The organism is Mycobacterium kyogaense (genome assembly GCF_036946525.1).
GTDB lineage: Bacteria > Actinomycetota > Actinomycetes > Mycobacteriales > Mycobacteriaceae > Mycobacterium > Mycobacterium kyogaense_A.
In genome coordinates this window covers 24,695-43,695 of sequence record NZ_JAQIIY010000012.1, presented here as the reverse complement: position 1 = coordinate 43,695, position 19,001 = coordinate 24,695, and the positions used below count along the sequence as shown (strand labels likewise).

Genomic DNA, 19,001 nt, shown 5'->3' with positions numbered 1-19,001 from the left:
TGACCGGACGAAGTCAGCCGCGTGCGATGACGTTGCCGGAGCCCGACTGGGATGTCTTCGGGTCGCCGCTGCGATAGGTCACCGTGTTGTCGAAACCCGACACGGTGATGCTGCCGGCCGCCTCCACGGTCAGCTTGTTCTCCATGCCCGACACCGACACCTCGGCGCACGACCCCTGCACCTCGATCGTGTTGTTCATCCCGCTGATGCTCACCGTCCCCTGATTGCAGATCACCGTCTGCGTGCGGTCGACGCCGCCGATGGACAGCGCCCCGCCCGCCTCGACCGTGAGCACCTGGTCGCCGCCCCCGATGCCGGGATTTGCCGGAATGCCGGGGAAGGACGGGATCGAGGGGATCGTGGGTGCGGTGAGCGTGCCGCCACCACCGGACACACTCGGACGGCCAGAAATCGCGTTGTTCCCGACGAAGTAGACGACGACACCTATGACCCCGCCGATGACCAGCAGGCCCGCGATCAACGGGATGAGCCACGTCGCCGGATTCGCACGCTTGCGGACGACCTGCTGCGGCATGCCGTAGTAGGGGTTCGGGGTCGGGTAGTCGTACGGGTGCGGAGGAGGCACCGGCACCGTCGAACTGCCCAACTCGCTGGCGCCGGCCTGCCCGGCGAGCGGGCGCTCCAGGTCCCGGATGCGGGCCTCGGGATCCCCAGTTGGCTCCATGGCCAGATGCTCGCACACCCGTCGCCGCTCCTCGCCCGGATCTGACCAAACGCTGACCGGTGCGCCCGCGCACCGGTTGAGTTCGCTGCACGGTGGTACTCCTGCGCCATGGCGGCACCGGGTTTCCTCGCCATCGGCGGCGGTCCGGCAGGCGTTAGTGCCGCCGAGACTTTCCGCGCCCGCCATCGCCACATTCCCGTGCGCATCCTGTCCGCCGATCCCGCGCTGCCGTACGCCAAGCCGCCGCTGAGCAAGCAATTCCTGTGCGGCCAGCCCGCGGAACTCGACCTGCACAGCGCCGGCTGGTTCGAACGCAACGGCATCGAGCTTGTCCTCGGGGTGACGGCCGAGCGCATCGACACCGCCACCCAGGAGGTCGTCACCGCCGGCGGCGCGCGGTACCCCTACTGGCACCTGGTGCTCGCATCGGGCTCACGGGCTGTGCCGCTGACGGTGCCGGGCGCCGACAAAGCGTTGCCGCTGCGGTCGTTCGCCGATGCGGTGGCGCTGCGGATGGCGGCCCGTCACGCGGAATCCGCGGTCGTGGTCGGTGCCGGCCTGATCGGCTGCGAGGCAGCGGCCTGCCTGTCGGCGACCGGCCTGCACACCGTCCTCGTCGCCCCGGAGCCGGTGCCGCTGGCCCGCCGTTTCGGTGAAGACGTCGGTGAGCGCGTGGTGAAGATGCTCTCCGGTGCGGGTGTGCGCTTCACCGGTGCCGCGCCGGTGGCCGAGGTCACCGACAGCGGGGTCCTGCTGGACTCCGGTGAACGGATCGACGGTGACCTGGTGGTCGCCGCGACGGGCGTGCGGCCCGACTCCCGTCTGGCGCAGGAGGCGGGGCTCGAGATGAGCCGCGGGCGCGTCGTCGTCGACGAGCACATGCGCACCTCGGTACACAACGTCTTCGCCGCCGGCGACATCACGCTGGCGCACAACGTGACCGCGGGGCGAGCGGTGGCCGCCGAGCACTGGCGCGACGCCGCCCAACAGGGCCTGGTCGCGGGGCTGACCGCCGCCGGTTACTCAGCCGCCTGGGACATGATGCCCGGCTTTTCCTGCACGATCGGCGCAGTGACGATGCGCTACCGCGGCTGGGGTGACGTCTGGGACTCCTGCCGGATCACCGAGCGGCGGCACGGCTTCACCGCGACCTACACGCGGCTCGGCGACGAGGTCGCGACGCTGTCGGCTACAACCAGTCCCGGCGCTTGAACGCGATGTAGAGGATGACGACCATCACCACGATGAGCGCTGTGCTGGTGATGAATCCGGCGACCGTCTGGATCCCGGGGTACTCCACGTTCTGACCGTAGTAACCGGTGATGGCCGTCGGCACCGCGATGATGGCCGCCCATCCGGTGAGCTTCTTCATCACCACGTTCAGCCGCGCGTCCTGCAGTGAGAGGTTCGTCTCGAACACCGTGGTGACCATGTCGCGCAACGATTCCGTCCACTCCGAGGCCCGCAGCACATGGTCGTACAGATCGGCGTAGACCGCGTCCAGCTCCGGCGCGGTCTTCGCGTCGAGCCGGCGATGCTGGATGGCCGAAACCACCTCCCGCATCGGCAGCACCACCCGACGCAGCGCCACCAGATCCTTGCGGAGCTGAAACGTCTTGCGCTGCAACCCTTTCGTCGGTGTCACATCGGCGAACAGATCGTCTTCGAGTCCTTCGATCGCATCGTCGAGCGCCTGCACCGCGGCGAAGTGGCCGTCGACCACGACGTCGAGTAGACCGTGCACCAGCGAGCCGACCCCGTACTCCTGGCCGCCGAGCTCGTCGAAGCGACGGGACACCTCGTCGATGTCCACGTGCGGCGACAGTCGGACCGTGATCAGACCGCGCGGCAGCACGAACCCCGAGATGCGGTGGACCTCGAGCAGTGAGGCCACCGTGTCGTCCTGCGCAGCGGGTTCTGTCATCGTGACCGCGTACACCGTGAAGAACGTGTGCGTGCGATACACCACCGCTTTGGTGCGTTCGGATTCGGCGAGCGCGTCCTCGACGGCCCAGGAATTCAGATGCAGCTCGGCGGCAAGGTCTTTGAGGATCGCGTGGTCGGGATCGTAGATGTCGCACCAGACGAGGGTGTCGTCGCCACTGAGGCAGTCCGAGATCGCCGAGAAGTCGAAATCGTCCTGAGGTTCACCGTGCCGCCAGATCCGGCCGCGCACGTGGGTCATCGCAGTCGGGGCATGTCTCAGCCGAGCGTGAATTCGGTGGCCAGGCCATCGATTCCGGCTTGGATGGCGTCCAGGGCGGCCTTGCGGGCCTTGAGCTTGGTGGCCAGGTGGGCGCCGGCGTGCAGCGTGGTCGCCGCCTCCTGGGCCACCTGCTGCGCTCGGGACAGGACCTGATCGGCTTCGACGATCTCGTCGAGCCAGCCCGCCGCGATCGCCGCGTCGCCGACGAACGTCGCCGCGAGCGCGGTGCCGCGTTCGAAGGCCGCCGGGGTGAGGCGCATTCGCATGATCTCGATCGCGGAGATCGGGATGGTCATGCCGATCGCGACCTCGATCGCCTGACAGCGTGACTTCGGTGCCCCGACACGATGGTCGGCCGACAACAGCAGGAACGATCCCATCGCGATCGCGGGGCCTGTCGCGGCGATGATCACCGGGACCGGGAACGTCAGGGTGCGCAGCGAGAGCTTGAACCCGCCCGAGAGCATCCCGAGTGCGGCCGCGGGATCGCCGGACTGGAACACCGCGAGGTCGAAGCCGCCGCTGAACACCCGCGAGTTGCCGGCCAGCACGACAGCCTTGGCCTTATCCGACTCGGCGCGGTCGAGTGCCTCGTTGATCGCGGCCTGCATGTCCGGGCCGAGAACGTTGACCTTGCCGTCGTCGAGCGTGATGGTGGCCACGGAATCCGCGAGCTCATAGGACACGGTGCTGGTCATCGGGTCTCCTGGGGCGAGGTGTGGGGGCGCATCGAACCTAGCAGCGGCTGGTGAAACGGAAGCGCGGGACTACTCGGTCGGTGGCGTACACGGTCCCTGTACTCAGGTACTCGACTACGCACGACCCGCCGCGCGTGCGTCCCTAGCGTGATGTCCAAGCGCGGCGATGACGAGGGGTCGCCGCGCTTCCACCGGAGGAGGACCGACGATGCGCGGACACCGCAAGACGACAGATCCCGAACCCGACCGCCGCAGGCATCGGGTGAAGGGCCGAAAAGCCCGACGTGGCAGTGGTATTCCCGCGCTCGGTCTCTGGGAATGCGGGATCGGCACCGGCTGGCGCTGACGGCCGATCTCAGGACGTGCCGACCAGCGCGTGCTGCGCGGCGGGCGTCTCGGTGGACTGTGGGGAGGCCATCAGACGCTCGCCGCGCGCCACCCAGTCGGGGTCGGCCCATTCGACCTGAGCGGGCAGCCGCCGCCAGTACGCCGGGTGCGCGCGCAGGTAGCACTCGACGCTCGCGTGCACCGCGGCATCGGCCGGCAGACGGCGGGGCAACACCGGATGGTGACTCCCGGCCAGCGCGTCGATCGGGTTCGGCGCCCGGCGTCCGGCGGGATCGGCGAGCTCGGCCCCGGCGCTGACCGCTCCGTCGAGCACCCAGTCCAGCGCGATGTCCGACAGCGCCGCGCACGAGTGCGGCGCACCGGTGATGTCGCCGTGGGCACCGCGGAACCACACCTGCTGGTGCGCATCCGCGTCGCTGTCGAGCGGGACTGCCGCCGTGCGCGCGTCGATGGCCACGGCGTGCCGGGCCGCTTCGACGTGCGTCGCGGGATCGACGTATGCACCGCTCGGCACACCCGGGACCGCGCGGGTGTCCCACAACCCGAGGAACGTCACCGTCACCGACGTGTCGTCCCGTCCGCGCAGCTCCTCGGCGATCCGGCGTAGGCGTTGCCAGTCGGCCTGGTCGCGGGCGATGCGCGGGAGCGCATACGTACTCACGAGGTACTCGCGCAGCTCGGCCAGTGAGCCCGTCGCGTCATCGACGGGCAGCACCCCCACCACTCCGACCAGCCGGGCCAGCGCTCGGGCGCAGGCGCCGTCCCTCCCGGCACCCGCGATGAACACGCGATCCCCGGGCTCCCACGCGTCGCTGAGGAAGTCGTAGGCAGCGACGATGTGGCGGCGCGCCGCGTCGAACACATGATGGTGCCGCGGTCGGCCGTTTAGGGGCACGTGCGCAGGGGTCCAGACGAGCTGCCCGGCGGACCTGCGCAGCATCCCGGCCAACGCCGCTGCGTTGCCTGCCGGATTGAAATTGTCGAAACACAGCGCGATGTTCTTCACGAAAGCCCCCGACGGGATGTGTGGATGCGCTGGTAACAGAGTTTGCCAGAACGCGAAGCCGCCGGGGCCGGAATCGGCCGAGAGAGGGGCCGTCAGCCGCCCATCAGCGTGCGCCACTGATCGAGGCTGCTCGCGCGGTAGACGTAGTTGCTGCGCCGGACGGAATCCAGCGGGGCACTCTTGGCGGCCGAGTACCAGTGGCCGGGAAACACGGTCGGATCACCGGGCAGTGCGGCCAGCGCCTGCAGGCTGCGGAACATGTCGTCGACGTTGCCGCCGGGGAAATCCGTGCGGCCGCAGCCCTCCAGGAACAAGGTGTCCCCGGCGACCAGCCGGCCGTCGAGCAGGAAGCACTGGCTGCCGGGCGTGTGACCAGGCGTGTGCAGCAGCTCGATCGCGATCGCGCCGACCTCGACGGTGTCGCCGTGCTGGTGGGCGGTCAGCTCGCTCGGGGCGATCCCGGTGATCCGGGAGACCCAGTCGGCTTCGTGAGTGTTGACGTGCACCGGCACGCTGACCCGTTCCAGCAGCTCGGCCAGGCCCTTGAGTTCGAAGCCCATCATCGAGCCGCCGACGTGATCGGGATGGTGATGGGTGACCAACACTCCAGCAAGCCGCATGCCGTCGGATTCGAGGACGTCGACCAGATCCCCGGCGGCGTATGCCGGGTCGACGATGACGGCGTCGCCGGTCTCCGAATCTCCGATCAGATAGGCGAAATTGCGCATCTGCTCGGCGATCATGTCACCGGCTGCGTAGTCGCGGCCCGACAGGAGCTGTCGGAAGTAGAGACGATCGTCTTCGGCCATGCGGGTCAGCGTAGGCGGTAGGCCTTGATCAGCTGTGGCGTGCCCGGCACGACCAGCGGTTTGGCGCCGCAATCGGTGAGAATGTACCCTTTTCAAGGCTCGTCGCACCGTGACGTGCTGCAGGCCCCCTTAGCTCAGTCGGTAGAGCGTTTCCATGGTAAGGAAAAGGTCAACGGTTCGATTCCGTTAGGGGGCTCGGTGGACCGCTGTGCAGGTCCGTCCGGGGCGGTGTAGCTCAGCTGGTTAGAGCGCACGACTCATAATCGTGAGGTCGGGGGATCGAGTCCCCCCACCGCTACAAGAACTAATGCGACAAAGAAGAAAGAGACGACTGCCGTGGCCTCCAGTACCGACGTACGGCCCAAGATCACCTTGGCCTGCGAGGTGTGCAAGCACCGCAACTACATCACCAAGAAGAACCGCCGCAACGATCCCGACCGGCTCGAGATCAAGAAGTTCTGCCCGAACTGCGGCAAGCACCAGGCTCACAAAGAGTCCCGCTAGGACCACCGCTGCGCCGTGTCTTTCCTGGACGAGTTCGTCGGGCTGCACTACCGCCATCCCGATCACTATGTTGTCGGCCGTGAGAAGATCCGCGAGTACGCGACCGCGGTCAAGAACGACGACGACGCGTTCTTCGACGAGCAGGCCAGCGCGGACCTCGGGTACGACGCTCTGCTCGCTCCGCTGACGTTCATCTCGGTGTTCGGCTACCAGGCGCAGCGGGCGATGTTCGATTCCGCCGACATCGCGATCGCCGACGCCCAGATCGTCCAGGTCGATCAGTCGCTGAAGTTCGTCCGCCCGATCCAGGCCGGCGACACGCTGTACATCGACGTGTGGATCGATTCGGTCCGCACGGCGCACGGCACCGACATCATCGTCACCAAGAACATCGTCAGCAACGGCAACGGCGACGTCGTCCAGGAGTCCTACACCACCCTGGCGGGGCGGAGCGAAGAAGACGGAGAGAGTGGCTTTTCAGATGGCACTGCGTGAGTTCAGTTCGGTCAAGGTGGGCGATCAGCTCCCCGAGAAGGTCATCCCGTTGACGCGGGCTGATCTGGTCAACTACGCCGGCGTCTCCGGCGACCTCAACCCCATCCACTGGGACGACGAGATCGCCAAGCAGGTCGGCCTGGACACCGCGATCGCCCACGGCATGCTGACCATGGGCCTGGGCGGCGGGTACGTCACCTCATGGGTGGGCGACCCGGCCGCTGTCACCGAGTACAACGTGCGCTTCACCGCCGTCGTCCCCGTCCCCAACGACGGTAAGGGCGCCGAGATCGTGTTCAGTGGCCGCGTGAAATCCGTTGATGCGGAATCGAAGTCGGTGTCCATCGCGCTCACGGCCACGGCCGGCGGCAAGAAGATCTTCGGCCGGGCCGTGGCCGTCGCCAAGCTGGCATAGGCAGGTCTGCGCACATGGCACTCAAAACCGACATTCGCGGCATGGTGTGGGAGTATCCCGACACCTTCCTGGTGGGCCGCGAACAGGTCCGCCAGTACGCGAAGTCCGTGAAGGCCACCGATCCGGCCACGCTGGACGAGAAGGCCGCCGCCGAACTCGGGCACGAATCGCTGATCGCATCGCCGACGTTCATGGCGATCTTCGCGGTGATGATCCAGAACCACTTCTTCCAGCACGTCGACGTGGGTCTCGAGACGATGCAGATCGTCCAGGTCGACCAGAAATTCCTGTTCCACCGTCCGATCAAGGCCGGGGACGCGCTCAACGGGACGATGCACATCCAGACCGTCGACGAGCGGTTCGGCGCCGACATCGTCACCACCCGCAACGTGCTGACCGATCCGGACGGCGAGATCGTGATGGAGTCCTTCACCACCCTGATGGGCCACGAAGGGGACAACTCCATCTCGGCGGGGTGGGATCCGCAGACGGGCCAGGTGGTGCGCAAGCCCGTCACGCACGACGCCGAGCCGGCGACGGATTAGTAACTCCGACCCGCGGCGCGCTACACTCGGCACTTGGGTTTTCCCAGTTGAGCGCGCTGTCCGTCGGGGCTTTGTTCACCGCACGGGGAGCGCGCAAATTGTGTGAGCCCTGCAGGGAACCCTCTAGGGGCGTAGCTCAACTGGCAGAGCAGCGGTCTCCAAAACCGCAGGTTGCAGGTTCAAGTCCTGTCGCCCCTGCTCAACTGAATACTCGATGCGTGGGGCCGGCCGGTCTGGATACTGGACACCAGGGCCCACGAACCGGGACCCATGACGACCGATCACGAGGGAGCACGCGGTGAGCGACGAGCGTGACGGTGCCAGCTCGACAGGCACCGACAGCGGCGCGGAGACCGACGGCGGTGACGCACGAGCGCAGACCGCGGTCGTGAACCGTCCGCTGCGACCCACCGGCAAGCGGTCGCGTCGGGCAGCGGATGTCGACGACACCGCGGCCGACGACGCCGATGCCGCGCCCCAGACCGACGGGTCGGGAGGCAAGGACAACGGCAAGGGTCCGAAGGCGAAGAAGAAGACGGCGCGCAAGCCCAAGGACGGGCCGTCTCGCAATCCCATCCTCTTCGTCCTCAACTACCTGAAGGAAGTTGTCGCCGAGCTGCGCAAGGTCATCTGGCCGAACCGCAAGCAGATGGTCAGCTACACCACCGTGGTACTGGTGTTCCTGGTCTTCATGGTGGCGCTGATCGGCGGAGTGGACCTGGGCCTGGCCAAGCTCGTGACGTTGGTGTTCGGCTGACCTACGCGGTCACCCCACCCGACGCAATACATCTGAGAGAGGACTGACACGTGACCAGCTTCGACGGCGAGAGCGCCGCGAACGTGTCCGAGGCACGCATCGCCGATGCGGATCCGGCGGTGGTGATCACCGCCGCGGGGGCCGGCAATCTCGACGAGACCAGCCCGGCCGAGGCCGTGGAAGACGCACCGCTGGTCGACGCACCGGATGACGCCCCGGCCGCCGATGAGGCCACAGCTGAGGACGTTGTCGACGAAGACGAAGACCCCGCCGTCGCGCTCAAGAAGGAGCTGCGTCTCAAGCCGGGCGACTGGTACGTGATCCACTCCTACGCCGGCTACGAGAACAAGGTGAAGGCCAACCTCGAGACCCGCGTGCAGAACCTGGACGTCGGCGACTACATCTTCCAGGTCGAGGTGCCCACCGAAGAGGTCACCGAGATCAAGAACGGCCAGCGCAAGCAGGTCAATCGCAAGGTGCTGCCCGGCTACATCCTGGTGCGCATGGAGCTCAACGACGAGTCGTGGGGCGCCGTGCGGAACACCCCCGGTGTCACCGGCTTCGTCGGCGCGACGTCGCGGCCGTCGCCGCTGTCGCTCGACGACGTGGTGAAGTTCCTGCTGCCCCCGGCGGCGGCGAAGAAGCCCGGCAAGGCTGCGTCGACGTCGGCGGCATCGTCTGAGGCGTCGATGGAGCGTCCCGAGATTCTGGTCGACTTCGAGGTGGGCGAGTCCGTCACCGTCATGGACGGGCCGTTCGCGACGCTGCCGGCGTCGATCAGCGAGGTCAACGCCGAACAGCAGAAGCTCAAGGTGCTGGTGTCGATCTTCGGCCGTGAGACGCCGGTCGAACTGACCTTCAACCAGGTCGCCAAGATTTAAGCCGGGCTCCTCGGCCATGAGGAAGCCCACGAGATAGAAGAAGGACAGCACAACCATGCCCCCGAAGAAGAAGGTCTCCGGGCTGATCAAGCTGCAGATCCAGGCCGGGCAGGCCAACCCCGCCCCGCCGGTCGGTCCCGCGCTCGGCCAGCACGGCGTCAACATCATGGAGTTCTGCAAGGCGTACAACGCGGCGACCGAGTCGCAGCGCGGCAACGTCATCCCCGTGGAGATCACCGTCTACGAGGACCGCACCTTCACGTTCGCGCTGAAGACGCCGCCCGCAGCCAAGCTGCTGCTCAAGGCTGCCGGCGTGCAGAAGGGTTCCGGTGAACCGCACAAGACCAAGGTCGCCAAGGTGACCTGGGATCAGGTGCGCGAGATCGCCGAGACCAAGAAGGAAGATCTCAACGCCAACGACATCGATCAGGCCGCGAAGATCATCGCCGGTACCGCCCGCTCCATGGGAATCACCGTCGAATAAGTGTCGTTGGACACCAAAGTCGTGGGAGGGCCAGCTACGGCCCGCCAACCACAACTCAGCAACTAGGAGACATCAATGAGCAAGAACAGCAAGGCCTACAAGGAAGCCGCCGAGAAGGTCGACAAGACCCGGCTGTACACGCCGCTGGAAGCCACGAAGCTGGCCAAGGAGACGTCGTCGAAGAAGCAGGACGCCACCGTCGAGGTCGCGATCCGCCTGGGCGTCGACCCCCGCAAGGCCGACCAGATGGTGCGCGGCACCGTCAACCTGCCGCACGGCACCGGTAAGACCGCCCGCGTCGCAGTGTTCGCCGTCGGCGACAAGGCCGAGCAGGCGCTGGCCGCCGGCGCCGACGTCGTGGGCAGCGACGACCTGATCGAGAAGATCCAGGGCGGGTTCCTCGACTTCGACGCCGCGATCGCCACCCCCGACCAGATGGCCAAGGTCGGCCGCATCGCGCGCATCCTGGGCCCCCGCGGCCTGATGCCGAACCCGAAGACCGGCACCGTGACCCCCGACGTCACCAAGGCCGTCAACGACATCAAGGGCGGCAAGATCAACTTCCGCGTGGACAAGCAGGCCAACCTGCACTTCATCATCGGCAAGGCCTCGTTCGACGAGACCAAGCTGGTGGAGAACTACGGCGCCGCGCTCGACGAGATCCTGCGCGCCAAGCCGTCCTCGTCGAAGGGCCGCTACCTGAAGAAGGTCGTCGTCTCGACCACCACGGGCCCCGGCATTCCGGTGGACCCGGCGGTGACCCGCAACTTCACGGAGGAGTAAGCCTCTACGGCAAAGTCCCCCACGCTTCGGCGTGGGGGACTTTTTCGTGTTCAGAGGGAATCAAAAAGCTCCTCGACCACCGGCGAGCCCGGCTGAGGCGCAGCCGTCGTCCCCCACGAACGACAGGTGAGCGGTATCAGCCGGAGATCCGAGTTGTCCCCCACATCGAACCCTGATGCGGTGGTCGAGGAGCCCTTGCCAGCAACATAACACCGGCGACGGGCGAGCGCGCCGGCATCGGCGAAACAGTGGGCGGCTCTCAGGCGGCCGCGGCGCCCGGCTTCAGGTAGGTGACCAGGCTGACGTCGAGCGCCTCGTCGACGAAGTAGTACTGGCAGCCGGTCAGGTAACGCATGTAGTCGTTGTACGACTGCTCGCCGGCAGCAGCGATGGCCTCGTCCTTGTGCTGCTCCAGGCGCGCTGCCCAGATGCCCAGAGTTTTGATGTAGTGATTGCGCAGCGACAACGTCTCCGGCACGGAGAAGCCGGCCTTCTCACCGTGCTCGACCATCATCTGCGTCGTCGGGATGCGGCCGCCGGGGAAGATAACCTCGCCGATGAACTTCGCGAACCGGGCCAGCTCGAACGTCAGCTTCTTGCCGCGGGCCTGCAGGTCGTACGGGTGGTAACCGCAGCTGCTCTGGATCGTCATACGGCCGTCGTCAGGCAGGACGTCGTAGCACGTCTTGAAGTAGTCGTCGTAGCGCTCGAACCCGAAGTGCTCGAAGGCCTCGATCGACACGATCCGGTCGACCGGGGAGTGGAACTGCTCCCACCCCTCGAGGCGGACGTCGAACGTGCGCTCGGTGTCCAGCTTCGACAGCAGCTGGCTGCAGTAGGCCTGCTGGTTCTTGCTCAGCGTCAGTCCGATGACGTTGACGTCGTACTTCTCCATGGCGCGCTGCAACGTCAGGCCCCACCCGCAGCCGACCTCGAGCAAGGTCATGCCCGGCTTCAGGTCGAGCCGGTCCAGGTGCTGATCGACGTTGGCGATCTGGGCTTCCGACAGGGTCACGGTGGGACCGGTGAAGTACGCGCAGCTGTACTTGCGCGTGGGGTCCTGGAACACACCGAAGAAGTCGTCCGACAGGTCGTAGTGGGCCTGGATGTCCTCGAAATGAGGCGTCAGATCCTTGGTGCCGGTGGAGTTGTCAGACATGTGTTTCTTGGTCTTCCTGTCGTGGGGCCTCGAGTCGAGGGCCCCCGCCCGATGCGACGTCGCGATGGTGAACCGACCGTACCCAAACAGCGCACGGCCTTGCGGTAAACACGCTCTCTCGGGCGATCAGCCTATCCGGTGGGCATCTCCACAGGCCAATCCGCTCAGGGCTTCTTGACCAACGTGAACTGGTTGACGTCGGTGTAGCCCTTGCGGAACGAGTCGGCACACCCGGTGAGGTAGTGCATGTAGCGGTCGTAGACCTCCTCGGACTGGACGGCGATCGCCTCGTCCTTGTGTGCCTCCAGCGCGGCCGACCAGTGGTCCAGCGTGCGCGCGTAGTGCGGCTGCAGAGACTGCTCACGGGTCAACGTGAAGCCCGCTGTGCCGGCATGCTCGCCGACCAGCTCGATCGTCGGCAGGTACCCGCCCGGGAAGATCTCGGTGAGGATGAACTTGATGAACCGCGCGACCGAGAACGTCAGCGGAAGGCCGCGTTCGATCATCTGCGGGATCGTCAGTGCGGTGATGGTGTGCAGCAGCATCACGCCGTCATCGGGCAGCACCTTGTAGGCGGTGGTGAAGAAGTCGTCCCAGCGGTCCTTGCCGAAGTGTTCGAACGCCCCGATGGAGACGATGCGGTCCACCGGCTGGTCGAAGCTCTCCCAGCCCTCGAGCCGAATTTCCTTGGTGCGCGGGCTGTCCGATGCGGCGAACGTGTGCTCGACGTGTGCTTTCTGGTTCTCGCTGAGGGTCAGGCCGATGACGTTGACGTCGTAGAGCTCGATCGCGCGCATCATCGTGTAACCCCAGCCGCAGCCGACGTCGAGCAGGGTCATCCCGGGCTCGAGGCCCAGCTTGCCGAGCGCCAGATCGACCTTGGCGCGCTGCGCCTCTTCCAGCGTCATGTCGTCGCGCTCGAAGTAGGCGCAGCTGTACATCTGCGACGGATCGAGGAACAGGCGGAAGAACTCGTCGGACAGGTCGTAATGCGCCTGGACGTCGTCGAAGTGGGGAGTCAGATTTTTCTTGTTCGAGGCCATGAGAGTGGCTTCCTGGGCACGCTGCCCGAAGAGGATCTCCTGAAACGGCGGTCACGCATGTCCGACACGCATGTTACGTGGTGTACCCGGCAGTCCCGAATCGGCCGAATTGACGTTCCTGCAGCTTCAGAGCCTCATCGGCGCGCCTGCGCGAACGTCGTCTTCAGCTCACCGACGATGTCGTCCCACAGGGGTTCAGGCAGCTCATGCCCCATGCCGTCGAGCAGGACCAGTCGGGCATCGGGGATCGCGCGGGTGATCGCGCGGCCGCCGGACGGGCGCATCAACTTGTCGGCGGTGCCGTGGATCACGACCGTGGGGACGCGCGTGGCGCGGTTGTAGTGGCGCAGACTGCCGCTGCCCAGGATCGCCGAGAACTGCCGGCCGATCCCTGCCGGATAGTAGGACCGGTCGAAGCCCTCGATGGCCTCAGCGCGAAGCGCACCGTCGGACCGGGGGTATCCGGGGCTGCCGATGATCTTGCTGACCTTGACCGCGTTGTCGACGATGGCGTCGCGACCGGTACCCGACGGCTTGGACAGGATCGCGAGCAGTTGCTGCGGGCCGGGCGGCGGGAGCGCCGGCTGGTTGTTGCTGGAGAAGGTTACGCCCAGCGAGCGCGTGCGATCGGCGTGGCGCGCGGCGAACACCTGCGCGATCATGCCGCCCATCGATGCCCCGACGACGTGCGCGCGCCCTATGCCGAGGTGGTCGGCCACCGCGGCCGTGTCGTCGGCCATGTCCTCGAGCCGGTAGGGCGCCGGGCTCGCGATACCGAGGAACGAGCGCGCCATGCTGAGCGGCAGCGGGGCCCCGGAGCGCCGGCCGCGCAGCTTGCCCGATAGCCCGCAATCGCGATTGTCGAAGCGCACCACGCGCAGCCCCTGGTTGACCAGCTTCTCGCAGAACTCGGTGCGCCAGAAGATCATCTGCGCACCCAGCCCCATGATCAGCAGCACCGCCGGATCACCCGGGTCGCCCATGTCCTCGTAGTGGATGTCGATCTCGCCGGATGGTGCAGTGCCACTGCTCACCTGCATCAGGCGTCCAGCTCCTGGTCGTGCTCCCGGGACACTTCCACCATGAAGTTCGCGAAGTAACCCGTCAGCGACGGGTCGCTCATCATCTGCCAGCTGGGCGCCAGCAGCTTCATGTAGCGCTCGACGTAGAGGAACTGCTTCCCGATGAGCACCAGCTCGCGGGGCAGTTTCACGTCGTAGGCCTCCGCCAGCGTGGAGAGCTGCTTTCCGATCTCGGCGTAGCTCAGGTCACCGAGCGACGTCATGGTCAGCGGGGTGGCGAACTTCTCGAGATCCTTGGCTGCCTGCGCCTCGGGTTTGACCGTGCCGACCGCACCCATCAGAACGACGATCTTGCCCGCCGCGGCGTGGTCCTTCTTGACCAGCAGCGCATACACCAGCTCGCGCAGCAGCCACCGGGTCCTCGGATCGATGCGGCCCATGATGCCGAAGTCGAAGAACACGATCTTGCCGTCGTCGTCGACCGAGAGGTTGCCGGCGTGCAGATCACCGTGGAACAGGCCGTGCCGGAGTCCACCCTCGAACAGGCTGAACAGCAGAGCCTTGACCAATTCGGTGCCGTCGAAGCCCTTCTTCCGGATCGCGGGCACGTCGTCGATGCGAACCCCCGAGACGCTTTCCATGGTCAGCACCCGCTCACTGGTGAGATCCCAGTAGACCTGCGGCACCCGGATGTTCTTGCCCAGCGGAGAGGCGTGCATGTGGGCCACCCAGGCGTCCATCGACTGCGCCTCCAGCCGGAAGTCCAGCTCCTCGGCCAGGTTGTCGGCGAAGTCGGCCACGACGTCCTGCGCGGAGAGCCGCTGCCCGAGCTTCGCGAACTCGACGATGCGGGCACCCCGCTTGAGGATCTGCAGATCGGCGGCTACGCGACGGCGGATGCCCGGCCGCTGGATCTTCACGACGACCTCTTCACCGCTGTGCAGCGTCGCGTAGTGCACCTGCGCGATGGATGCGGAGGCGAACGGCTTCTCGTCGAAGGAGGCGAACAGGTTCGCCGGCTCGTCGCCCAGCTCCTCCCGGAACAGTTTGTGCACAGCCTCGGTGTCGGCAGGCGGGACGCGATCGAGGAGGCTGCGGAATTCTCGGCTCAGGGGCTCACCGAACGCACCCGGGCTGGACGCGATGATCTGGCCGAACTTGACGTAGGTGGGGCCGAGGTCGGCGAAGGCCTGGGGGATCTGCTTGACGATCTTCTGCTGCAGCGAACCGCGGGAGCGCAGATTCGACACCACCCGGGCGCCGGTGCGCGTCACCTGCCAGCCGGTCGCGCCGATGCGCGCGGCCTCGACGGGCAGGGGCACCCGGTCGAGCCTGGCTACCTCGCGGTGCTGTGTGTTCCGCGTTGCATTCATCCCTGCAGTGTCTCAAAAGAGCCTGCACGCTCGAAAATGTGTGTGCCCCGGGTCACACGCTCTCCCGAGTGTGAGCTCGCGGCCGCCCGCGCTTTCGCCTTCGTGAATTCGGGCATCGGGCCGGAGGCGGCGGAGACGCCGTTGATGATCGACCACACGAGGGCGCGCCGGGCGGTGCGCTCGACGATGTTGGGGTTGCTGTGCTGGATCAATCCCTTGGCCCAGGACGGCATGGTGTCGCGCACAGCCCAGTTCAGCGCCGCCTGCGGTAGCGGCAGGTTCGGCCCGGTCGCCATGGCGGTGCCGTAGGTGACCGCGAGCTTGGGCAGGTAGGACTCGAGGCAGTCCAGCGTTTCGGCCTTCGTCGTGGGCAGATCGGTGCCGCCCAGCGCGTGTCCGACGCGCACGAACTCACCGTAATATCGGTCGATCTTCTTGCCGCGCAATGGATTCGGATGGTAGAGCTCGTGTGCGGTGGCAATACCCCAGACGACTGTCGCATAGTTCCAGCGCAGCCACTCGGGGTCGTCGGCGTCATACCGAGCCCCGTCGGGCCTGGTGCCCTTGATCGTGTGGTGCATCGACGCCACCGTGGCCGCCAGGCGTTCGGCGGTCTCTGTCGAGCCGTAGGCCGTGCCGATGAAGAAGGCGACGGAGTGTCCGAGCCGCGTGAGCGCACCCTTGGGGTCGATCTGCGGCATCGGATCGTCGCGGGTGTCGTCGCGGACCAGCCGGGAGTGATGGACGCCCATCCAGTAGATGGACGGGTCGAGGCGCTCGAGGAACGCGGCGCACTGCAGCCCGAAGATCAGCGCGTGGGTGTGCGAGTGCACGTGCCACACGGCGCTGCCGGGGCCGAACCAGCCTGGATCGCCTGCGGGTGCGCTGAACTCCATCCCCTTGAAGAAGTGGCGGCGCACGTCCTGGTCGAAGCGCCGGTCGAGCACCTGGCCGATGAGCTGGTGCGGCAGGAACATCTCATCCTCCTGGTCACGGGTGTGCCCAGTTTAGCTTCTGGATACGGTTGTGACCAGATCTGCGGCGGCCTACCCTTGTCGGGTGTCGACTCCCACGAGATGGGCGGGCGTACCGCTGGTCGACCGCCGCGCCGAGCGACGGGAACTGCTGGTCGACGCTGCCTACCGCATCTTCGGGGAGGGCGGTGAGCAGGCGCTCTCGGTGCGGTCCGTGTGCCGGGAGACCGGCCTGAACTCGCGCTACTTCTACGAGAGCTTCGCTGACGTCGACGTACTGCTCGGCGCCGTCTACGACCGTGTCAGCGCCGAGCTGGCGGCCGCGGTCGACACCGCGATGACCTCGTCGAGTGAATCTCTGTCGGCCCGCACCCGCGCCGGAATGGCCGCGGTGCTCGAGTTCAGCTCGAGTGATCCGCGCCGTGGCCGAGTGTTGTTCACCGACGCCCGGGCCAACCCGGTGCTCGCCGCCCGCCGGGCCGCCACGCAGGATCTGCTGCGAGAGGCGGTGCTGTCGGAGGGGTGGCGACTACACCCGGGTTCCGACCGGGTGGCCGCACAGGTCGCGGCCGCGTTGTACACCGGCGCGATGGCCGAGATGGCGCAGCAGTGGCTGGCTGGGCGCCTCGGCGACGACCTGGACGCCGTCGTCGACCACGCGCTCGCCCTGGTGCTGCGCTGAGGGTCAGCTCGCCGGGCGCCAGCGCTTGACGAAGTCGGTCTCCGGCCATTCCTCGTGGGCGGCCATCAACTCGTACATCGTTGCGCCGTCGCAGGTTTCGCGGATGATGTCGGCGTGTCCGGCGTGCCGGGTCAGCTCCTCGATGAGGTGGAATCCCACCCAGCGCACGGTCCAGGAATCGACGTCGCTGGGGAACCACGGCACCTGATGGGGGACCGGGACGCGAGTGTCGAGGTCCCGCTCGGCGAACGCCACCAGCACGTCGTCGTTGACGGTGCGCAGGTCGTCGAGGAGACCGGTCAACGTCTCGTCGTCACGCATCACGTACTGGTCGGCGAATTCGGCCATCTGCTCCTCGAGGGGCCGCGGGTCCGGCGCGGGGAAGTCGGGAGCTGCGAGAACCCGGTTGAGCCAGCCGCGTTGGACGCCGGCGGCGTGTTTGACCAGGCCGCCGACCGACAGCGCGCTCGCCGACGGGGTCGCGCGGGCCTGCTCGTCGGTGAGCCCGTGGGCCACCGCGAAGAACGCGTTCTGGTTGAACCGCAGGAACTCGATCAGGGTCTGGCGCTCGCCGTCGGCGGGCGGGGGGAGTCCGGGCATCTCTCAGTTCTCCTTTGTGTGTGCGAGAGGGTTTGTGTGTGCGTAAAGGTCACGGATGCAAGCGATTTCGGCTCCGTGGTGGATCATCTCACGAGTGATGTGCAATATCAGCGTGATCATCGGCCGCTCGCCGTAGGGGCCTTCGGCCGGGCCGCACACCTGTGCCAGGGCCTGCGCGTCGAGGCTGCGGACACCGCGGAGCCAGCGCTCGTACTCCTCGTCGAGTTGGGCGAGCGCGGTCGCGGCGTCGGTGGCGTAGGTCCAGGAGTCGTAATCCGCGGGCGGCCCCTGGAAGTGCGAGTGGCTGCGCATCGCCAGCACGCCGACGATCACATGCGCCATCCGCCACGCGATCGTGGTGAAGGGCTCCGGTTGCGGTGGTGGATAGGCGAAGTCGACGCGGCCGTCGTGGTGCACGGTCCAGCAGTCCGGGACCGGCTGCCAGAAGTATTCGTCGTCGGTCAAGCCCTCCAGGCGCGGTCGCAGCTGCGTCCGCCAGTGCAGGTCGAGTTGGTCGATCAGTTCGTCGGTGACGTCCATGGCCTCAGCCTCGCACCAGTTGCGGACAGATACGGTCCTATGAGCTTTCGAAGTCGGTAGTCCGTGACACGTGCTCCCAGGTGCGGATGTCCGCGTCGACCGCCGCGCGGGCGGTCCCGATCAGGGTCAGCGCGTCCGAGCCCAGCACGAGGTGGGCAGGCGGCGAATCGACCTGCAGGATCGACAGGATGGCCTGCGCGGCTTTGGCCGGATCGCCCAGCTGACGACCGCTCTTGGTGCGCCGCGCGGCGCGTATCGGATCGAACAGAGCGTCATAGTCGGAAATGCGGCGCTGGGTACGCGTCATCGATCGGCCCGCCCACTCGGTGCGAAAAGACCCCGGCTCGATTGCCGTGACGTGAATGCCGAACGGGGACACTTCATGCCGCAGACTCTCGAGCATCCCCTCCACGGCGAACTTGCTGGCGCAATAGGCGCTCATCCCGGGCACGGCCATCAGTCCGCCCATCGAGGTGACCGCCATGAGGTGGCCCGCTCGCCGGGCTCGCATCCCGGGCAGCGCGGCCTGCAGCGTGGCTGCCACGCCGTACACATTGGTGGCGAACTGCTCGCGCATGACCGCGAGCGGGGTCTCTTCGAAGACGCCTTCGACGCCGTAGCCGGCATTGGCGATGACGACGTCGATTGCGCCGACCGTCGCCTCGACGTCGGCCACCGTCGCGAACACGGCCTCGTCGTCTGTGACGTCCAGCAATCGGGCGTGGGCGAGGTCCGGGGACAGTGCTTCGAAGGCTCGTCTGTCGTCACTGCTGCGAACCGTGCCCACCACCCGATCGCCGTGTTGCAGGGCAGTCGCCGCGATGGCTCGGCCCAATCCGGAACTCACTCCAGTGACGAAAAGCGTGCGCATGAACCCTCCAGATTCGTTGATTGACGTTGCGTTGATAAATAATCGACGCAATGTCGATTTCATTCCGACCGCCGTGTAGTCGATCGACTACAGTTATGTAGTCAGTCGACTACACATGGAG

At 66.8% G+C, this 19,001-nt stretch carries 23 protein-coding genes and 3 tRNA genes; 13 read left to right on the top strand and 13 right to left on the bottom strand.

The annotated features are described in order from the left end of the window. Window positions 1–13 precede the first annotated feature (13 nt). A complete protein-coding gene (locus PGN37_RS10735; RefSeq protein ID WP_335331014.1) occupies window positions 14–685 on the bottom strand; it encodes a DUF3060 domain-containing protein in 672 nt (223 codons plus the stop codon). A gap of 108 nt (window positions 686–793) precedes the next feature. Here PGN37_RS10735 and PGN37_RS10730 point away from each other — a divergent pair, with 108 nt between their 5' ends. Beyond that, window positions 794–1,897: an NAD(P)/FAD-dependent oxidoreductase gene (locus PGN37_RS10730; RefSeq protein WP_335331013.1), complete on the top strand. Its 1,104-nt coding sequence runs from the start codon at window positions 794–796 to the stop codon at window positions 1,895–1,897. Here the strand turns inward: PGN37_RS10730 and PGN37_RS10725 are convergent. The 4 genes from PGN37_RS10725 to PGN37_RS10710 all read right to left on the bottom strand — a co-directional run bounded on the left by PGN37_RS10725 (window position 1,875) and on the right by PGN37_RS10710 (window position 5,752). Next, window positions 1,875–2,870 carry a magnesium transporter CorA family protein gene (locus PGN37_RS10725; RefSeq protein WP_335331012.1) on the bottom strand — a complete coding sequence of 332 codons (996 nt, stop codon included), beginning with the start codon at window positions 2,868–2,870 and terminating at the stop codon, window positions 1,875–1,877. The genes PGN37_RS10730 and PGN37_RS10725 overlap by 23 nt on opposite strands. Window positions 2,871–2,887: 17 nt before the next feature. Beyond that, window positions 2,888–3,589 carry a crotonase/enoyl-CoA hydratase family protein gene (locus PGN37_RS10720; RefSeq protein ID WP_335331011.1) on the bottom strand — a complete coding sequence of 234 codons (702 nt, stop codon included), beginning with the start codon at window positions 3,587–3,589 and terminating at the stop codon, window positions 2,888–2,890. A gap of 355 nt (window positions 3,590–3,944) precedes the next feature. Next, the gene (locus PGN37_RS10715) at window positions 3,945–4,943 is read right to left on the bottom strand and encodes a DUF2235 domain-containing protein (protein ID WP_335331010.1); all 999 of its coding nucleotides are present in this window, start codon (window positions 4,941–4,943) and stop codon (window positions 3,945–3,947) included. 92 nt (window positions 4,944–5,035) lie between these two features. Further along, window positions 5,036–5,752: an MBL fold metallo-hydrolase gene (locus tag PGN37_RS10710; protein ID WP_335331009.1), complete on the bottom strand. Its 717-nt coding sequence runs from the start codon at window positions 5,750–5,752 to the stop codon at window positions 5,036–5,038. Between the two features lie 123 nt (window positions 5,753–5,875). On the opposite strand from PGN37_RS10710, the gene PGN37_RS10705 reads away from it, so the two are divergent. From PGN37_RS10705 to rplA, 11 genes are all read left to right on the top strand, one after another. Then, window positions 5,876–5,948 (top strand) — tRNA-Thr (locus PGN37_RS10705). A 28-nt stretch (window positions 5,949–5,976) separates the two neighbouring features. After that, window positions 5,977–6,050 (top strand) — tRNA-Met (locus PGN37_RS10700). Between the two features lie 38 nt (window positions 6,051–6,088). Then, window positions 6,089–6,256, top strand: a complete 168-nt coding sequence (gene rpmG / locus PGN37_RS10695; RefSeq protein WP_003929651.1) for a 50S ribosomal protein L33 — start codon at window positions 6,089–6,091, stop codon at window positions 6,254–6,256. 15 nt (window positions 6,257–6,271) lie between these two features. Next, on the top strand, window positions 6,272–6,751 hold the full coding sequence (hadA, locus tag PGN37_RS10690; protein ID WP_335331008.1) for a (3R)-hydroxyacyl-ACP dehydratase subunit HadA: 480 nt from the start codon (window positions 6,272–6,274) through the stop codon (window positions 6,749–6,751). Next, window positions 6,738–7,166 (top strand): (3R)-hydroxyacyl-ACP dehydratase subunit HadB, encoded by a 429-nt coding sequence (hadB, locus tag PGN37_RS10685; RefSeq protein WP_335331007.1) that lies wholly within the window; start codon window positions 6,738–6,740, stop codon window positions 7,164–7,166. Before hadA ends, hadB begins: the two co-directional genes overlap by 14 nt. 14 nt (window positions 7,167–7,180) lie before the next feature. After that, complete coding sequence (hadC, locus tag PGN37_RS10680; protein ID WP_335331006.1) at window positions 7,181–7,711, top strand: (3R)-hydroxyacyl-ACP dehydratase subunit HadC; 531 nt, start codon at window positions 7,181–7,183, stop codon at window positions 7,709–7,711. A gap of 125 nt (window positions 7,712–7,836) precedes the next feature. Continuing rightward, window positions 7,837–7,909, top strand: a tRNA-Trp gene (locus PGN37_RS10675). A 100-nt stretch (window positions 7,910–8,009) separates the two neighbouring features. Beyond that, the gene (gene secE / locus PGN37_RS10670) at window positions 8,010–8,468 is read left to right on the top strand and encodes a preprotein translocase subunit SecE (RefSeq protein WP_335331005.1); all 459 of its coding nucleotides are present in this window, start codon (window positions 8,010–8,012) and stop codon (window positions 8,466–8,468) included. 125 nt (window positions 8,469–8,593) lie between these two features. Continuing rightward, on the top strand, window positions 8,594–9,349 hold the full coding sequence (gene nusG / locus PGN37_RS10665) for a transcription termination/antitermination protein NusG (RefSeq protein WP_442932907.1): 756 nt from the start codon (window positions 8,594–8,596) through the stop codon (window positions 9,347–9,349). 55 nt (window positions 9,350–9,404) lie between these two features. Continuing rightward, entirely contained in the window at window positions 9,405–9,833 is a 429-nt protein-coding gene (gene rplK / locus PGN37_RS10660; protein WP_046361080.1) for a 50S ribosomal protein L11, read from the top strand. A gap of 75 nt (window positions 9,834–9,908) precedes the next feature. Continuing rightward, on the top strand, window positions 9,909–10,616 hold the full coding sequence (gene rplA, locus PGN37_RS10655; RefSeq protein WP_241205088.1) for a 50S ribosomal protein L1: 708 nt from the start codon (window positions 9,909–9,911) through the stop codon (window positions 10,614–10,616). 259 nt (window positions 10,617–10,875) lie between these two features. On the opposite strand, the gene PGN37_RS10650 is transcribed toward rplA, so the two are convergent. The 5 genes from PGN37_RS10650 to PGN37_RS10630 form a co-directional block, all read right to left on the bottom strand. Continuing rightward, the gene (locus PGN37_RS10650; RefSeq protein ID WP_335331003.1) at window positions 10,876–11,775 is read right to left on the bottom strand and encodes a cyclopropane mycolic acid synthase family methyltransferase; all 900 of its coding nucleotides are present in this window, start codon (window positions 11,773–11,775) and stop codon (window positions 10,876–10,878) included. A 164-nt stretch (window positions 11,776–11,939) separates the two neighbouring features. Continuing rightward, window positions 11,940–12,818, bottom strand: coding sequence for a cyclopropane mycolic acid synthase family methyltransferase (locus tag PGN37_RS10645; protein WP_335331002.1), 879 nt, complete (start codon window positions 12,816–12,818; stop codon window positions 11,940–11,942). A gap of 134 nt (window positions 12,819–12,952) precedes the next feature. Further along, complete coding sequence (locus PGN37_RS10640) at window positions 12,953–13,858, bottom strand: alpha/beta fold hydrolase (protein ID WP_335331001.1); 906 nt, start codon at window positions 13,856–13,858, stop codon at window positions 12,953–12,955. Then, window positions 13,858–15,213 (bottom strand): ABC1 kinase family protein, encoded by a 1,356-nt coding sequence (locus tag PGN37_RS10635; RefSeq protein WP_335331000.1) that lies wholly within the window; start codon window positions 15,211–15,213, stop codon window positions 13,858–13,860. Before PGN37_RS10635 ends, PGN37_RS10640 begins: the two co-directional genes overlap by 1 nt. Beyond that, a complete protein-coding gene (locus PGN37_RS10630) occupies window positions 15,210–16,190 on the bottom strand; it encodes an oxygenase MpaB family protein (protein WP_335330999.1) in 981 nt (326 codons plus the stop codon). The genes PGN37_RS10635 and PGN37_RS10630 overlap by 4 nt, the downstream gene beginning before the upstream one ends. Before the next feature lie 82 nt (window positions 16,191–16,272). Between PGN37_RS10630 and PGN37_RS10625 the strand changes: the two genes are divergently transcribed. Beyond that, on the top strand, window positions 16,273–16,869 hold the full coding sequence (locus PGN37_RS10625; protein WP_335330998.1) for a TetR/AcrR family transcriptional regulator: 597 nt from the start codon (window positions 16,273–16,275) through the stop codon (window positions 16,867–16,869). 3 nt (window positions 16,870–16,872) lie between these two features. Here the strand turns inward: PGN37_RS10625 and PGN37_RS10620 are convergent, their stop codons facing one another. Genes PGN37_RS10620 through PGN37_RS10610 form a run of 3 tightly spaced genes read right to left on the bottom strand, consistent with a single transcriptional unit; the run spans window position 16,873 to window position 18,880 of the window. Continuing rightward, on the bottom strand, window positions 16,873–17,469 hold the full coding sequence (locus PGN37_RS10620; RefSeq protein WP_335330997.1) for a DinB family protein: 597 nt from the start codon (window positions 17,467–17,469) through the stop codon (window positions 16,873–16,875). 3 nt (window positions 17,470–17,472) lie between these two features. Continuing rightward, window positions 17,473–18,009 carry a DinB family protein gene (locus PGN37_RS10615; protein WP_335330996.1) on the bottom strand — a complete coding sequence of 179 codons (537 nt, stop codon included), beginning with the start codon at window positions 18,007–18,009 and terminating at the stop codon, window positions 17,473–17,475. 37 nt (window positions 18,010–18,046) lie between these two features. Next, window positions 18,047–18,880, bottom strand: coding sequence for an oxidoreductase (locus PGN37_RS10610; protein WP_335330995.1), 834 nt, complete (start codon window positions 18,878–18,880; stop codon window positions 18,047–18,049). Between the last annotated feature and the right edge of the window lie 121 nt (window positions 18,881–19,001).

Coding starts and splice junctions, on each gene's coding strand:
- PGN37_RS10735 (WP_335331014.1), bottom strand. CDS start 685: ATGGAGCCAACTGGGGATCCCGAGGCCCGCATCCGGGACCTGGAGCGC.
- PGN37_RS10730 (WP_335331013.1), top strand. CDS start 794: ATGGCGGCACCGGGTTTCCTCGCCATCGGCGGCGGTCCGGCAGGCGTT.
- PGN37_RS10725 (WP_335331012.1), bottom strand. CDS start 2,870: ATGACCCACGTGCGCGGCCGGATCTGGCGGCACGGTGAACCTCAGGAC.
- PGN37_RS10720 (WP_335331011.1), bottom strand. CDS start 3,589: ATGACCAGCACCGTGTCCTATGAGCTCGCGGATTCCGTGGCCACCATC.
- PGN37_RS10710 (WP_335331009.1), bottom strand. CDS start 5,752: ATGGCCGAAGACGATCGTCTCTACTTCCGACAGCTCCTGTCGGGCCGC.
- hadB (WP_335331007.1), top strand. CDS start 6,738: ATGGCACTGCGTGAGTTCAGTTCGGTCAAGGTGGGCGATCAGCTCCCC.
- hadC (WP_335331006.1), top strand. CDS start 7,181: ATGGCACTCAAAACCGACATTCGCGGCATGGTGTGGGAGTATCCCGAC.
- rplK (WP_046361080.1), top strand. CDS start 9,405: ATGCCCCCGAAGAAGAAGGTCTCCGGGCTGATCAAGCTGCAGATCCAG.
- rplA (WP_241205088.1), top strand. CDS start 9,909: ATGAGCAAGAACAGCAAGGCCTACAAGGAAGCCGCCGAGAAGGTCGAC.
- PGN37_RS10650 (WP_335331003.1), bottom strand. CDS start 11,775: ATGTCTGACAACTCCACCGGCACCAAGGATCTGACGCCTCATTTCGAG.
- PGN37_RS10645 (WP_335331002.1), bottom strand. CDS start 12,818: ATGGCCTCGAACAAGAAAAATCTGACTCCCCACTTCGACGACGTCCAG.
- PGN37_RS10640 (WP_335331001.1), bottom strand. CDS start 13,858: ATGCAGGTGAGCAGTGGCACTGCACCATCCGGCGAGATCGACATCCAC.
- PGN37_RS10635 (WP_335331000.1), bottom strand. CDS start 15,213: ATGAATGCAACGCGGAACACACAGCACCGCGAGGTAGCCAGGCTCGAC.
- PGN37_RS10630 (WP_335330999.1), bottom strand. CDS start 16,190: ATGTTCCTGCCGCACCAGCTCATCGGCCAGGTGCTCGACCGGCGCTTC.
- PGN37_RS10620 (WP_335330997.1), bottom strand. CDS start 17,469: ATGCCCGGACTCCCCCCGCCCGCCGACGGCGAGCGCCAGACCCTGATC.
- PGN37_RS10615 (WP_335330996.1), bottom strand. CDS start 18,009: ATGGACGTCACCGACGAACTGATCGACCAACTCGACCTGCACTGGCGG.
- PGN37_RS10610 (WP_335330995.1), bottom strand. CDS start 18,880: ATGCGCACGCTTTTCGTCACTGGAGTGAGTTCCGGATTGGGCCGAGCC.